The organism is Acidimicrobiia bacterium, assembly GCA_040289475.1.
GTDB lineage: Bacteria > Actinomycetota > Acidimicrobiia > ATN3 > PSLF01 > PSLF01.
On sequence record PSLF01000015.1, the window covers coordinates 38331 to 53096 of the forward strand.

The following is a 14766-nucleotide window of genomic DNA, read 5'->3' on the forward strand; positions in this document are numbered from 1 at the left end:
TTGCGCTCTTTACAAACCTGCTAAAAGTGTCCTATATATCGCCTCCATTGCTACGGCCTCAGCCTCGATTCGCATCGGAGGGCGCATGCGCATGGCTGTTCGCTCCAGAACGAAAGGGTCGTACGCAATTTTTTCGAGAATATGTGCCAACGCCTCGGCGTCTCCCATCGGAACCTCCCACCCTCCCTCGCATTCTTTTACGATCTCCGACATTCCACTGGGGCCTGTGCATATTACGGGAACCCCGGAGGCGAGCGCAGACTCGGCAACCAATGAGTGTGTCTCCGGCCAGATAGATGGAATGACAACAATGTCGGTGGCAGAGAGTAGGTCGGGTAGGTATACAAAGTCGTATGGCCCTTCGAACGAGACGCGTTCGTCCTTGGCTGCGAGCTCGACAAGGCTCTTGTAGTACTCGGTCTCGTCGTAGCAATCCCCGTGTATGAAAACCCGCAAAGGAGCGCCTGGGATCTTGGCGAGAGCAGCGAGCAGGATGTGAGCCCCTTTGTGATGCAAAAGAGTTTCCAGGAATCTCAGCCTCAGCGGACTTTTCGAGCGTTGCATCGGCTGCTTTCCAAGTTGCCATCTTTTCTGGTGCGAGATCGTCCCTGAGGGAAGCAGGATCCAAGAGGAGGTTGCAAACCCTTCCCTCGAAAATGTTTCCATGACGAAGCGGGTCGGAGCCACGACCGCGTCGAAGTACTCCAGCTCCGCGCGAGCCCAGGCCATCCGCTCTTCTCCATCTGGCACAGAGCAGACTGATTTGCAATTCGATCCTGCATTGGCAGATACGCACAAGGAGGAGTCCACTCTGAGTAACTGGACTCTGGGGCAAAGGAACCAGTAGTCGTGAAGATGGACCACTGTCGGCAGACCACACGCAGAAGCCACCCTTCTTGCCTCCGGATACATCATCGGGTGCTGGACGTCTACGATGTCGGGACGAAGCTCCTCGATTACAGACGCAACTACTAGAGCGGTATCGATATCCCAGTGGTGGTCCGGAACCGCCGTGTAGGCGCGGGTGGGGGCGAACTGCCATACCTCGTTGCCCTCGTACATGTAGCGGGTGGGCTCAAACTCGTGGTTGCGACCCCGAGGTATCACCGAAAGCACGGCCACTTGATGCCCGAACTTTTGCATGTGAGTAGCCAGAGTCTGAGTGGACCTCGCCACGCCTGTGGGAAAGTACGGAAGATATTGGTGGGTGACGTAAAGAATTCGTTCCACGGTTGATTGCTCCTCTCGAGACTCTCGGAGCCCTCACCCCAACCTTGCGTCGGAGGATGCAGTTCCTCAAAGCCCCCGCAATAACTCCTCGATAGGCCCTAAGTCCCGCTGCGCCCGCGAAGCGTCTCCTACGAAAGTCCCAGCCAGTCCGCCTGCGACACGAGCAATAAACCGGCGCCCAGCGTTCGCTCCACAGCCGTCATTAGCGGAGGCAAACTCCAAAAGTATAGGGGCTCGCAAGTACTCCGCTAGGCGCTGTCTAAGCAAAGATCTGAGATCGGAGAATGAAACACTTCGGTCGTAGGGCTCTTCATCGACGCTGCCTGAAATCCATAACAGCGCGTCGTAGACCTCTTGGAGCTCCGACTCGTGCCATTCCGAGTCAAGCTGGTCCACCGCTTCATCGGCTCCTGACTTTATCTCCTCCGAAACTTTGTGGAGTCGAGCTACAAGACCTCTCGCTTGGGTTTCGGCAAGACAAAGATCTACCGCCCTAATAAGATTCGCCGTGAGATAAGCGACTGTGGCCAGCGGGCCATCGCTGAATCGCGATCGAGACGTCGGTACTAGTAGTTCCGCTAGACAAGTTCGGTCCGCAATGTGGCGACGCATGTGATATAGGGCGCTCCTGTCGTGGGAGTGAATAACTGGCGCCTCATGGCAGTACCCGAGCTTGAAACCCCTATTTAGCGCTCTCACCGCAAAATCCAGATCCTCTCCGAAACGGACTCGCCTGAACCCAAGCTTTTCCAGAACCTCTCTGCGGTAGGCGCAACAGACATTGTCCGCTCCAGACACCCACCTTCGCCTCTCTATGAAAGTAAGTGAATCGAAGTTTCGTTGGCCTTCCGGAAAAACGGCACTGCGATCGAGACCCAAAAATCGGTTGTGCTGGTAGACGGAAAAGGCGCCGTAGAGGTCGGCGCCAGAGCGCGGTACTTGACGGCCTGAGGCTGCCGCTATCTCTCGAGCGCTGTCAACCACAGCTATTAAGTTCTCGAGAGTAGCTTCAGTAGCAGGAAGGGCGTCTTGAGTGAGAAAGATCAAGTACTCCCCCGAGGCTTCTGACGCTAGGTAGTTCCGCGTCTCTCCGTGATTGAAGCTAGAGGCCTCAACGTGTATAACGCGGGCGCCGAACGACTTCGCCACCTCCAGAGTCGCATCCGCAGACTCCGAATCGGCGACAATGATCTCGGCTTCGTCGCCGCCCTCTGAACAGCGAACCGCTTGCAACAGCTCGCCGAAGTGAGGACCTGCGTTTTTGGTGGGTATCAATATGCTTGCCCGGGCCAGCAGAGGACAACCCGATGATGCTCGCTCACGACGCAGAGGTGCCCCGCCGCCAAAGCGTTCCCCAAAAAGAAAAACCACTGCCTCTTTGGCCCTTTTTTGCCTCGTTCTGTGAAGACCAGGGGAATCCTCGGGCGCCGCCCTAATTCGAGCGAGTTTTCTAGGCCCGCCTTCTGACTCGAGGTCAGAAGAGGCACCGTATTTGTCCTCCTTGTTGTTCGGCGCTGTTTGCGAAGGCCCTCCTCCCAGCGGCCTCCCCAGCGCTGCCTCCACGGCTGGTCTTAGCATCTGCCGGGACCACTCCGGGAGCCTCGGCCACAGCACTTTGCCAGTTCGTTTAGCCAGTTTCAATGTTCTCTGCAGCGCCCGAGTCTCGGTAGAGTGCCTAATCTCTTCGTTGAGGCGCCAGAGCTGGTGCGCCACCTCTCCTAGGAACTGGTCCGGTCTTGGCTTCGTCTCCTCTCGGGCTCTCTCAGCTGCGGTCCGCCAAGACTCTTGTTCCCTCACCACTTTCCGGTACTGATGCGCAAAGTGATCCAGCTCCTGGAGAGCTTGCTTGTAGAAGGACGAGTGCAAAACGGTGTGTTTGGGCTGAAGGGAGGGCGGCTGGGACAATTTCTTGCGGGGTCTTTTGGGAAGCCGCAGTACCTCCGCCATCGCCTCAAAGTGCTCGCCGAGCCGAACCTTGTCTTTTTCAATCTGCGAAGAGAAGTCCGCCTTTTCGCCTAACGCCCGTTCCAGTTTTATGCTCAGGTCGTCGGAGGAGTGAAACCCGCGATCCTCCAGGCCCCGTTCGGCCAAAAACGCTCTAACTTTGCCAGGCCTCGCGAAGACTAGGAAGGGCACGTTGTGCGTGTAGGCAAACAGAGCCCCGTGGAAGGACGCGCACACAAGTAGCCGACACTTATAAATAGCCCCTAATTTCTCGGCTGGAGTCTCGGCCATTGACAGAGGGATTTCCCGGTCCGCGAGGGCGCCAATCCGGACCATCGTCGCTGCGTCGCCCGCATACGGCGTGAGCGAGATCCACCTCACATCAAGGTCCTGCAGCTGCCGGAGAATCGTCGGCAACTTCTGACAGTGGTGCAGCATGTTGGAGTGAACATGGAAAAACACCGTCGAAAACTGGCTCACCTCTTCTGGAGGGTAGGCGGGATCGAGGGCCATAGCGACATCAGGGACAACAACGGCATCCGGCCGCACTTCCTCAATCATCGCCTTGTCCGCCTCGGACCTCACCGAAACATAGGCGTACTCGGACAAGTACTCCATGTCTGTCGAGGAAGTAACACCAGCGGCGTTTAAAACGTGTCTTCCCTTTAGTCTGAAAGCGTCATAGAAGGGATCCCCGGGCGCCCGCAGCAGCTCGCCGCCCCCAACTACCGTTAGATTCGAAGGGCTTGGCTTTTCTTCGGGGTCCAGAATCTTTGGTTCGGCACCACGCTCTAGGACAAAGCGAAGCATCACCTCGCCGATGGCTCTATCGCCGGTGTTGTCGTTGACAGAGTCGAACAGCAGGTTCACGGTTTTTGGCACGGTGCCTCCTAGAATTACCTACCGCCTTGTTCCGACCGTCTCGGGACCGATCGCTCTAGCTTACTCACGAGGCCACGGCGTGCCCAACGAGCAGTTCATCCGCGAGCTCGCCTTAGAACTGCTCGATCCTGTGAATCTTAAGGTTGAGATATTCCGAGCGCTAGGGATAGGCGTGGCGCTCAGGATTTTAGCAAGCAGGCGGCCGTGTCCCGCTTTTGGATGTGACAATTCTGGGCCTGGTTGCCGAAGTCGATTCGTCCAGCTCGCTCAAATCTCCCACAAGATTCATGACCACCCCGAGCTTGGATTCGAGGAACATTTCGCATCTGAGCTGCTGTGTGAATGGCTCGAATCCAAGGGATTTCAAGTCCATCAAGGAGTTTTTGGCTTGAGCGCCGCTTTTCTGGCTACAAAAGGCTACGGCTAGCCAAGGTTCGTGGTGTGTGCGGAGTACGACGCCCTTTTCGAGATCGGTCATGCCTGTGGCCACAATGTCATAGCCGCCGCAGCGGTTGGGGCAGGTGTGGGAGCGACGCAGGTCGCCTCTGAATTGGGGTTCGAAATACTAATAGCAGGAACTCCAGCGGAAGAAACTGTGGTCGGCCGGGCCTCACATCCCTCTTTACAGGCCGGCATAAAGAGCGGCAATGCCCTCGATGGTATAGTCGAGGCGTACTTGGCGCTGCGCCAACTCGATCTCGGACCGTACGAGCAATGTGCGGGGGTCATCACAGAGGGCGGCAAGGCGCCCAACGTGGTACCAGAGATAGCTACTGCTTCTTACTACGTGCGTGCCACGACCCGTGTCGAGCTGGAGTCGCTATGGAGCCGCTAATCTCACCCAAGACTCGCGTGGCCACGGCGGCGGTCGCGTTCCTGCTTCTCATAGGGGCGGGGTCTCCGGCTAAGGCGAACGTTAGCGGTGCAGGTTCAGGAGCCCTAAGAGCCGGAGTCGCGTTCGCTACGTCCTTACGCTCCTGTCGGCCTTTTACTTTCCGCATTGACGGGGTGCCCTCAGTAGCCAATCCATTCGACCCCCAACAGATCGATGTTGTCGCTCGTTTCCAGTCGGGAAGCAGAGTTTATGACGTCCCCGCCTTTTATACACAAGACTATCAACGATCCAGAGACGCCAGCGGAGCGGAGATTCTTCAGCCACAAGGGAACCCCTACTGGGCAGTGCGCTTTACCCCTCCGGCAGGAGGAACATGGAACTGGGAAGTCACAATTCGCCGAAACGGCTCGTTGATCTCGATCCAAGATAAGGGTCAGTTCTTGTGTGATAGCACCGACCATGGCCCGCTCAGGCGACATTTAAGCGATCCTAAAAAACTCGAGCACGCCGACGGAACTCCATACCTAGCCATGGGCGAGAACCTCGGATGGTACGGCCCAGGTGGAACCTTCGACTACGATGCATGGCTCGATCGTCTAGCCGCCCAAGGTGCAACCTGGATCCGGGTGTGGATGGCGTCATGGTCGTTCGGATTGGAGGGGATCCGGCGGGACTCTTCTGGGGCTGTCGTCGAGACTTCGCTCGGAAACTACACCGCCCGCCTCGACAGGGCTTGGCAGCTTGACTACGTGATCGAAGCTGCACGTGCGAGGGGAATTGCGACACAGCTGGTCATCCAATACCACGGACCTTTTTCACTCACTACCAACAGCGAGTGGGCCGACAACCCCTACAACTCGGCGAATGGCGGGCCGATCTCGGATCCCGCCCTCTTCTTCACAGACCCCACATCCCGGCAGCTAGTTCGACAGCGCCTCCGCTACATCGTCGCCCGGTGGGGATACGCCGACAACGTGATCTGGGAGTTGTGGAACGAGGTTGATCTCACCGCTGGCCAGCCCAACGACATACTCACCTGGCACGACGAGATGTTCAGGTACCTAGACTCGCTCGATTGGGTGCCCCACTTGCGCACAACTAGCATCTCGGAGTGGCTCGACTTCTTGCAGCCCCTCCCTCGCTGGGCAGGACTGTGGTCAAATCCGCTGTGCGACCTCGTACAGATTCACCTATACGGTCAGGGCGCCAATCTTCCTATTGACTTCACGCGCTGGATCCCCGCCCTCGTGGGGTCGGCGTCGAGATCGTTTGGCAAGCCCGTTTTGATGGGAGAGGCTGGGGTCGACGCAAGAGGACCCACCCAAACCTTGGCTGCCGATCCTTTAAGTCTTGGCATCCACGAACTCGTGTGGGCCGGGCTGTTCGCGGATAGCTACGGAACCGGCATGACTTGGTGGTGGGACAACCTCATACACCCTCTCGACTTGTATGCAACGATAGGATCCCCCAAAACCCTCGTATCGGATCCACCCCTTTCGACCTCTGGTCTCTCGTCGGGACCCGCCACTGCGACCTCTGCGGATGGAGCTTCGTTGTACGGTGCCGAATTGAGAGGCGAGCGCACTCGTCTAGCCTGGGTGCGAAACCCCAATCATTGGTGGTTCCGTCCTGACTTCTCACAGATTCAGGGTGCGATCCTCCGACTCGCAGGGATGGAGCCTGGGGCGTGGCGAGTGCGATTCTACGATCCCTACACGGGGAGATGGATAGGCGACGCTCCCATAGAAGTCGGTCTCGACGGCGCTCTCTCTCTAAACTTGCCGACTTTCCAGGGAGAGATCGCCGTGCGGGCGGACAGGGTCGAGCAGAAAATGTATTTTGCCGAAGGCGCAGCAGTAGATGGCCTCTTTGAGACATGGCTTCTTTTGCAAAACCCGTCTTCTACCCTGGATGCCTTAGCGGCTGTAAAGATGCTAAGGGCCTCCGGCCCGCCCATTGTCACCCACGTGGCTATACCGTCGTCACAACGTGTGTCGCTCAGGATCGGCTCTTACCTTCAGGACTTCGAAGTAGCTTTCGAAGTCGATGTGTTGAAAGGAACAGTCGAAGCAGAACGGGCTCTGTATTCGGTCCATCCCGACAGGCCAGGCGCCACACTCGCTTCGGGAATCGAGACCCTATCCCAGCGTTGGTTCTCCGCAGAGGGCGCGGCTGATGGACCATTTGAGACATGGCTTCTTTTGGCCAATCCCGCGCCCCAAACAGTGACAGCGACGGTAACGTTTCATACGGACTCGGGAGTAAGACCGGGCCCGACAGTAGATCTCTCCCCGTCTAGTAGGAGAACACTGAAGGTCAACGATTACGTTGGTGCACCCACCTACCACGTCTCCTCCGCAGTCGATGCTAGCTCTCCGATCGTCGTAGAGCGGGCTGTCTATAAGAGAAACCCCGCGTGGTCGCCCCTTCGAGGATCCGCTACCGCGGATGTAGCCCAACCCCAGCCATCGACGATCGCACTGCTTCCCGAGGGATCCACTGCTGGATTCGAGACGTGGTACTTGATCGCGAATCCTTCCGAAAACGCTGCATCGGTGACGATTACTCCGATGACTTCGTCAGGTCCTGGTGCAGGGCTTCAGCTCAGGGTTCCACAAGCATCGCGTGTCTCGGTAAGAGCTAACGACTACTGGCCAAACTTGGTCTCCCTAGGAGCGGTAGTCGAATCCGACATAGCTGTCTTCGTGGAGACCGCACAGTACGGGCTCGATGGAGCCTTCGCCGGAACCGCCCACTCCACCGCGCCGATAACGAAGGCGGTAAAAGCATGGGACCTTCCAGAAGGGGCAACTGCTGGTGGCTTCCGCTACTATGTCCAAATTCTCGACCCATCCGACACTGAAGCTAACTGCACCCTGAGGTTTGTCACCGCGGAAGAAGCGACCCTCAACACGCTCGTCGTTGTTTCACCTCGCACCCGCCAGACCTTCGCCATACACGAGATGATCTCCGTACCTAGCTTCGACGTACACGGCTCTGTAGAGTGCTCTGTCCCGGTGGCCGTCGCCCACACTCTGCTGAGTCCTCCTTCGCTGAGCGGGGACTCCACGTCCTCTCCGGCGATCCCCTCGCGCCTGGTCTGAAGCTCAGCGCTACCCCGACACTACCCATCCTCGAACTTGAGCCTAGTCCCCGCTTCTAGCCGTGCCTTTCCCTAGCACCGTCAGCCACCTAGGTGAAATCTGGCGCAATTTTGGCCCTCGTATTTCAAAATTCCGATAAGTTCGCTAGGATTTAGCCCGAGGAAAGAGATTCCTTTAGGCTAGCCGAACACCCGAAGCAGGAACGAGAGGTAAAGAAGGGATGTTAATCCGAAAGATCTTGGCGATGCTCGTACTGGTGACCTTGGCTGGTTCCGCTTGTGCCAACCGAACCAGCACCGCCGGCGGCGCCGGCTCCGGCAAGGAACAAGTTGTCAGGGTGTATACGTCCCGCCACTACGGCATAGAGCCAGTATTTGAGGCGTTCACCAACGACACGGGCATCCGAGTCGAGTTCACAACCGGGGGGGATGCAGAGCTCCGAGAGCGACTACAAGCCGAGGGCGACAACACCCCCGCGGATGTGTTCATGACAGTAGACGCAGCCAACTTGTACTTGGCCGCACAATCGGGCCTTCTGGCGGAAACCTCCTCTACTGTTCTCAACTTCGCTGTGCCCGAGAATTTGAGAGATCCCCAGGGTCGATGGTACGGGCTAAGTCTCAGAATTCGAGCAATAGCCTACGCGCCCGATCGAGTAAGCCCCTCGGAGCTCTCCACCTACGAAGCGCTCGCAGACCCTAAATGGAAGAAGCGGCTCTGCTTGCGGCCTGCCACTCATCCCTACACGGTGTCACTTGTTGCGGGAATGATCGCTGCAGACGGGCCTGAGGAGACGGAGCGAGTGGTAAGAGGGTGGGTCTCCAACGAGCCCGTGTATATCAACTCCGATGTCGAGCTACTAAAGAACGTGGCAGCCGGCCGCTGTGACCTTACCTTGGCAAACAGCTATTACCTAGCAAGACAGATAAACGATGATCCTTCCTTTCCTGTCAAGATGTTCTGGCCGAACCAGGATGGAAGGGGTGCCCACGTCAACATAAGTGGCGCTGGTGTCACAAGAGCTGCCAAAAACCCGGAGGGAGCCAGGCGCTTGATTGAATGGCTGGCCATTAGGGGACAACGGCAGTTTGCAGACGCCAACTTCGAGTTTCCGGCGAATCCCGCAGTTCCCCCGGCGCCTATCCTTGCCTCCTGGGGAGAGTTCAAAAAGGATCCGCTTTGGGTAGGAGAACTGGGAAGACTCCAGCCGGAGGCAGTCAAGATCTTGGACAAGGCGGGGTATCTCTGACATCCGGATCAGGGTGAGTAATCGGTAAGGCAAAGGGCAAACGGTTCGAAGGGCAGTGAGTACATCTTCTGGTGTCGCCGAAAGCTTCGCCAGCGCCCAGCGCGGAGGAACCGTCGGATATGACGAGGGCCCCCGCAGCTGCCCGCACGGCACAAGTCGCCCAAAATGCGGGCCTCCAGTTCCTTCCCGACAACCGCTCTCTCTCGGCTGGACAGCTATCTCCATGTTTTTTGGGATGGGGCTGGTAGCGCCTCTCGCCACCCTGGTGGTATCGGGGATCACACTCAACCGCGGGGTGTGGAAGCACCTCGCTTCTACGAGGCTGCCTTCGATGGCTTGGTCCACAATCGTCTTGGCGGCACTAGTGTGCCTTGGGACATTGATCCTCGGAACGACACTCGCCTGGCTAGTCACTGCCTACCGCTTCCCTGGCAGATCGCTAATGGCTTGGCTCCTGCCGATGCCTTTGGCGATGCCCGCCTATGTCCTTGGGTTTTTGTTCGTCTCGTCGATGGACTACGCCGGCCCGATCCAATCATGGGCTCGGTCGGTCTTTGGACGAGATGTTTGGTTTCCCGACGTCCGCTCTATCCCATGGGCTGCCTTCGTGATGTCGCTTACTTTCTATCCATACGTCTTCTTGCTAGCGAGAGCGGCCTTCAGAGAGCAAAGTGCCGGCATGTTAGAGGTCGCTCGCACAGCTGGATTCGGCCCTCTCGAGACCTTCTTTAAGGTCGTGTTTCCTCTGGCCAGGCCTTCTCTAGCGGCTGGTGCGTCCCTGGCCGTGATGGAGACTCTTACCGACTTTGCCACCGTAAGGTTGTTCAACGTCCAGACCCTCGCCGATGGAGTCTTTAGGGTCTGGTTTGGCTTGGGAGATCGACAAGCCGCCACGCAGCTAGCTGTGGCGCTTCTCGTGTTTGCGGTGATCGTAGTTGCTCTCGAGCGGATCATGCGGCGCAGAGCTCGATATACACAGCAGTCTGGGGGTACAAGACCGCTGAGCCCTGTAGTTCTCAGAGGACTAAAAGCATGGGCAGTGACCGCACTAACAGCAACCGTCGTTCTTTTATCTCTAGGGATTCCACTTGTTTGGCTCACTTCCTGGGCTTGGGAGGCCACCCGGCGCGGTCTCACCCGGACACCGGTGGGAGGATTCGTGGACCACGCCTACCACAGCGTATTTTTGGCAGTCCTCTCTTGCATACTGTGCCTGACTGTCGCCACCCTCCTTGCCAACGCAGTTCGCTTCGAGGAAAACCCCATCGTAAAAGTCTCAGCGAGGCTCGTCACCGTTGGCTATGCCATCCCCGGCGCCGTGGCCGCAGTGGGAGTGGTGCTCGTGCTCACTTCGCTCGACCGGGTTAGCTCGTCCATTTTTTCTAGATGGATTTTCATTACGGGAAGTCTTGCAGGGCTGGCCTACGCCTATGTCGTCAGATACGCAGCAGTGGGCTGCTATTCGCTTGAGGCCAGCCTGGCCAAGGTGACGCCTTCGATAACTTGGAGCGCCCGCACGCTTGGCGCTAGGCCGACTAAGGTTCTGTGGAAGATCCACCTTCCGATGATGAGGTCCGGGGCAGTAATGGCGGCAGCTTTAGTGTTTTTAGATGTGATGAAAGAATTGCCGGCGACGCTTCTTCTCAGACCTTTCGGGTACGACACCTTGGCCGTGTGGATATGGAGGATGACCTCTGAGTCGCGCTGGATCGAAGCCTCACTTCCGGCTCTAGCCTTGGTAAGCGTCTGCCTCGTCCCAATGGGGATATTCGTGAGGCGCTTCGAAAAAGGGGAAGGTTCCCTCACATGATGGACAGCGCACCAACGAATCCTTCTTGTTCCCCTGCCCTTCTCTGCTCTGGCCTTTATAAATCGTTTGGTTCGACTGTCGCTCTTGAAGGTTTGAACCTCGAGGTTGCCCCTGGAGAGCTGCTAGTGCTCTTCGGGCCAAGCGGATGCGGCAAGACCACCGCCCTCAGGGCAATCGCTGGAATAGAGCCCCCAGATGCTGGGGAGATTTGGATAGGAGGGCGCAAAGTTTCTGGCGACACCTGGGTTCCGCCCGAGGAGCGGCGAGTAGGCATGGTCTTCCAGGACTGGGCGCTGTTCCCTCATCTAAACGTCGAAGAAAACGTGGCTTTCGGCGCAAAAGGATCCAAGCGCAAGAAACGAGCCAGAGTCGCTGAGGTACTCGAGTTGGTACACCTCGGCGGCTACGAAAAACGAATGCCCCACGAGCTTTCGGGCGGACAACAGCAGCGCGTGGCACTCGCCCGAGCACTGGCCTCCGATCCACAGATTATCCTCTTGGACGAGCCATTCTCTAACCTCGACGCATCGCTACGGGCCGAGCTGAGGACTGAAGTGAGGGATGTCCTTTACAAAGCAGGCATCACGGCCGTGTTCGTAACCCACGACAGAGAGGAGGCCCTCTCGATCGCAGACCGAATCGCCGTCATGGTCAACGGCAAGGTGATCCAAGCGGGCACGCCCTACGAGCTGTACTCGGAGCCACCCAACGCTTTGGTGGCCAGGATGCTGGGAGACGCGAACGTGTTCTTGGTAGAGGTTCGTGACGGCTTGGCTCACACGCCCTTTGGTGAAATCCCGTCGTACAAGAGGGATGGTGTGGCGCTCTTGCTTGTGAGGCCAGAGAGCATAGACGTGAAGCCCGACCCCGAGGGAGATGCGACCGTGGAGAGGATCGAGTTCTATGGCCACGACCAACTGTTGCGTTTGTCCTTGAGCAATGGCACAACTCTCGAGGCCCGGACCATTGGGGGAAGACCAGTTGCAAGCGTGGGTGCGAGAGTCAGGACTGCGCTCTTAGAAGAGCCAAGGTTCTTGGGGTGAAAGGACTCGGGGTAAGTGTCATCGGGCAGGCATGCCCACCTCAACCCCGGCACCACGCTTGCGTAGCGCAATAGCGCCCGTGGCCCACGGCCTGCGCACCCGAGATTAGGAGACCGGCACGTGGTCGGGACAGTCCAGCCTTATCAATCTATCTCCAAAGGGAGCGTCAACAAAGGCACAGTGGTGCGGCCTCTCTGGGTCTGGGTGTGCGTTCGGTCTAAAGTACACGCAGGTAAGACACATCCTCGCCACCGGGATGGCGCCTTGCTCCTGGAGACGACGGATGAGAGTCGTAACGATATCAAGAAGCGCGAGTTTCTGATCCTCTCTAAGGGCGTCGAGTGCGGCTATAAGATGATCAGGCCAAGAGGCTAGCTTGGACGCTGCACTCTTCCCTTTTGCTGTCAGCCTCAACGAGAGAGCACGGGCGTCTTTTCCCGAGCGCCCCTTTGTCACCAAGCCTTTTCTTACGAGCGCCCCAACCGCCTCACTTACCGTCGGTAGCCCAATCCCCAGCTCGCGAGCGACCGATACGAGGGTTCCTAGCCCGTCGTGGCGCCACAGCAGTGCCACGATCTCTGCCTGTGTAGCAGAGAGCCCGGATGCAAAAGCATCTCGGCGCGCACCGTGTCTAATTGCAGCACCGAGTTTAGACAGTCCAACTGCTAGCCGCTCGGAAAGGTCGCCTGCCTCCGCATCGAATGCCTCAGCTCTTTCCTCGCTATTGTCTTTTTCCTTGCTGCCGCCTCCTTGTGCCACGACTCTTCGCTCTACGCTAGCCCCACCAACCATCCCTTCGTACATTCCCTGGCAGTATCCTTCTCGGTGTAATTGACGTCCTCCCCACGGCTAAAGCCGGGGGATTCTTTCTCGCCTTAGCGAGCTACGCGGGGGCGCACTGATAAGGGTGCCACCGCACGCCCGTGGGGGACGCCATCGCCCCAACTACTGGGTCTTGGCCCAGATGCTTGCGCCGGATGTTGATCGCGCCGACGCCATCGCGGTGGAATTCGATCCTTTCATCTGTTTGACCAATCGATGGATGCCAAACTGCGGGTCTACTTCCACAAGCAAATTTACGTGGTCCGGCATGACCTCCATTTCGATGATTTCAGCACGGCGTTCATCCGCTACGGTCCCGGGGCTTGCGGCGGCCGGGATTTGGTCAGAGATCCCCCCTCTACCAGTCTTCCCCAGCATAGGGATGGCTCCACAACGCCACTTGCAAGGTTACCGACTTGAACCAAGCCTGATGCATCTTGTCAACATCTTCTGGCGAGTGACCTTTCTTCGCCAAGAAATCCTTGATAGTTAGCGTGATAGGCGAGATAAAAGCGATGAGATACCTCAAGGGGATGTAAGGTACCGACTGCACTGCATCGGTCTTGTTCTTTTTTTCTCGATGGTGCCGGAGCCCAATCTCCTCTGCGTAGTCTAGGTATGCCCTGTCGTGGGGGCGGTTGCATGTGTCGAGGATCCACTGGCCGAAACGGCCTCTTACTGCCTGTAAGTATCTCGAATCGGGCTGTCCGTCCGGGCCGCTGAAGTAGTAAACGAGATGCGGATGCGACCCGACAAAGCCATACCACAAGTCAAGAATGTCGTCGACTTGATCGGCTAAAACCTCGCCAGCCATGCGAAGGTACCTTTCGTCTTCTTCGCTAAAAAGCACTGCTGTCTTTAGCTTTTCGAACTCCTCGTCGCCAAGCGGTGACGTAGCCACCTCCCCGGTGCCGTAGGTGTATCCGGAAATTTCACCTCGCCCCTCTGCCATTTTGCGTTCCTCCTCTTTCGCCTTCTGCGGCTACCTACTCGATAGTGCATATCTCGCCACAACCCCTAGACGCTTCGAGACATCGATGGCTGAGCCAAGAAACCCCCGAAGGCAGGCGTAGATATTATTCGGACTCCGAACTATACTTCAATATCGCTCGGTTGTCAACGAATCGCTATGGAGACCAACGGGCGCAAAAAGCTGGGGATCACATTCGGGATCCCCATAAGAAGCGGGACTTAGGTTCTTTGGAGACGACACCCGGATCGAGGGCTCCTCTCGCAATTCACCGCCTTTTCAATGTTTCGATCGCGTGCCCCGGAGGCTTCTTTCGCACTACACAGCCCCTGCACCAAAAGAGGAAAAAGAGAGGCAGCCGGTGCGAGGAAAACGCCCTGCCTCCCTGAATCCAGGCCTCCCAATAACTGCGACAGAAAACTAGCTGCCTGTGAAAACTGCCGTGCTTACCCATTCACAATGGCTCCAAAATCGCACGCATGCCTTGGGGCGATGGTCTCTCCTCAAGTGGGTTGGGACGGTTTCAGCCGGGAGTGCTTAGCTATATGAGGTTCGCCGAAACTTCTGAACCCTTTGATTAAGTGAAGTGTCTGGTCGACGCCGAGATCGGAGGGAACAATGGCAAGAGCCACAAGGCCAACGACATGCTCAATATGACAGCCGATGATTATTCAGGCCAGCCGACCCGATTCGACCTCAAGTAAACCTCAAGTAAAAAGACAATGGGCACTACCAACGCCCTTGAAAAATTCAGATAAACATCCAGCTCAAACTTGAATAACTCGGCGCGGTTGGCAAAGTCTCGCTTCAATTGGCCCGCAACTATTTAGTTGCGGAAATTCAGCACTACATCTTGCCTCCAACCAGCATGGCAATA

General features: G+C 57.3%; 9 protein-coding genes and 2 pseudogenes. 5 read left to right on the forward strand and 6 right to left on the reverse strand.

The genetic code is table 11. From position 1 onward, the window contains the following. Positions 1-9: 9 nt before the first annotated feature. Positions 10-1230, reverse strand: coding sequence for a hypothetical protein (locus C4318_08060; protein MER3455091.1), 1221 nt, complete (start codon positions 1228-1230; stop codon positions 10-12). Positions 1231-1296: 66 nt separating this feature from the next. Then, positions 1297-4056 carry a hypothetical protein gene (locus C4318_08065; protein MER3455092.1) on the reverse strand — a complete coding sequence of 920 codons (2760 nt, stop codon included), beginning with the start codon at positions 4054-4056 and terminating at the stop codon, positions 1297-1299. A 1-nt stretch (position 4057) separates the two neighbouring features. Between C4318_08065 and C4318_08070 the strand changes: the two genes are divergently transcribed. From C4318_08070 to C4318_08090, 5 genes are all read left to right on the forward strand, one after another. Beyond that, a complete protein-coding gene (locus tag C4318_08070) occupies positions 4058-4483 on the forward strand; it encodes a hypothetical protein (protein ID MER3455093.1) in 426 nt (141 codons plus the stop codon). A gap of 287 nt (positions 4484-4770) precedes the next feature. Continuing rightward, complete coding sequence (locus C4318_08075; protein MER3455094.1) at positions 4771-7995, forward strand: hypothetical protein; 3225 nt, start codon at positions 4771-4773, stop codon at positions 7993-7995. Positions 7996-8239: 244 nt separating this feature from the next. Further along, a complete protein-coding gene (locus C4318_08080) occupies positions 8240-9244 on the forward strand; it encodes a Fe(3+) ABC transporter substrate-binding protein (protein ID MER3455095.1) in 1005 nt (334 codons plus the stop codon). Positions 9245-9467: 223 nt separating this feature from the next. Further along, the gene (locus tag C4318_08085) at positions 9468-11054 is read left to right on the forward strand and encodes an iron ABC transporter permease (GenBank protein MER3455096.1); all 1587 of its coding nucleotides are present in this window, start codon (positions 9468-9470) and stop codon (positions 11052-11054) included. Further along, positions 11054-12097: an ABC transporter ATP-binding protein gene (locus tag C4318_08090; GenBank protein MER3455097.1), complete on the forward strand. Its 1044-nt coding sequence runs from the start codon at positions 11054-11056 to the stop codon at positions 12095-12097. Before C4318_08085 ends, C4318_08090 begins: the two co-directional genes overlap by 1 nt. A 105-nt stretch (positions 12098-12202) precedes the next feature. On the opposite strand, the gene C4318_08095 is transcribed toward C4318_08090, so the two are convergent. The 4 genes and pseudogenes from C4318_08095 to C4318_08110 form a co-directional block, all read right to left on the reverse strand. Beyond that, positions 12203-12901: a MarR family transcriptional regulator gene (locus tag C4318_08095; protein ID MER3455098.1), complete on the reverse strand. Its 699-nt coding sequence runs from the start codon at positions 12899-12901 to the stop codon at positions 12203-12205. A gap of 79 nt (positions 12902-12980) precedes the next feature. Next, positions 12981-13106: pseudogene (locus C4318_08100) on the reverse strand (transposase). Next, a pseudogene (locus C4318_08105) lies at positions 13103-13231 on the reverse strand (IS200/IS605 family transposase). The pseudogenes C4318_08100 and C4318_08105 overlap by 4 nt, the downstream one beginning before the upstream one ends. A 46-nt stretch (positions 13232-13277) precedes the next feature. Next, positions 13278-13871: a protogloblin ApPgb gene (locus C4318_08110; protein MER3455099.1), complete on the reverse strand. Its 594-nt coding sequence runs from the start codon at positions 13869-13871 to the stop codon at positions 13278-13280. Between the last annotated feature and the right edge of the window lie 895 nt (positions 13872-14766).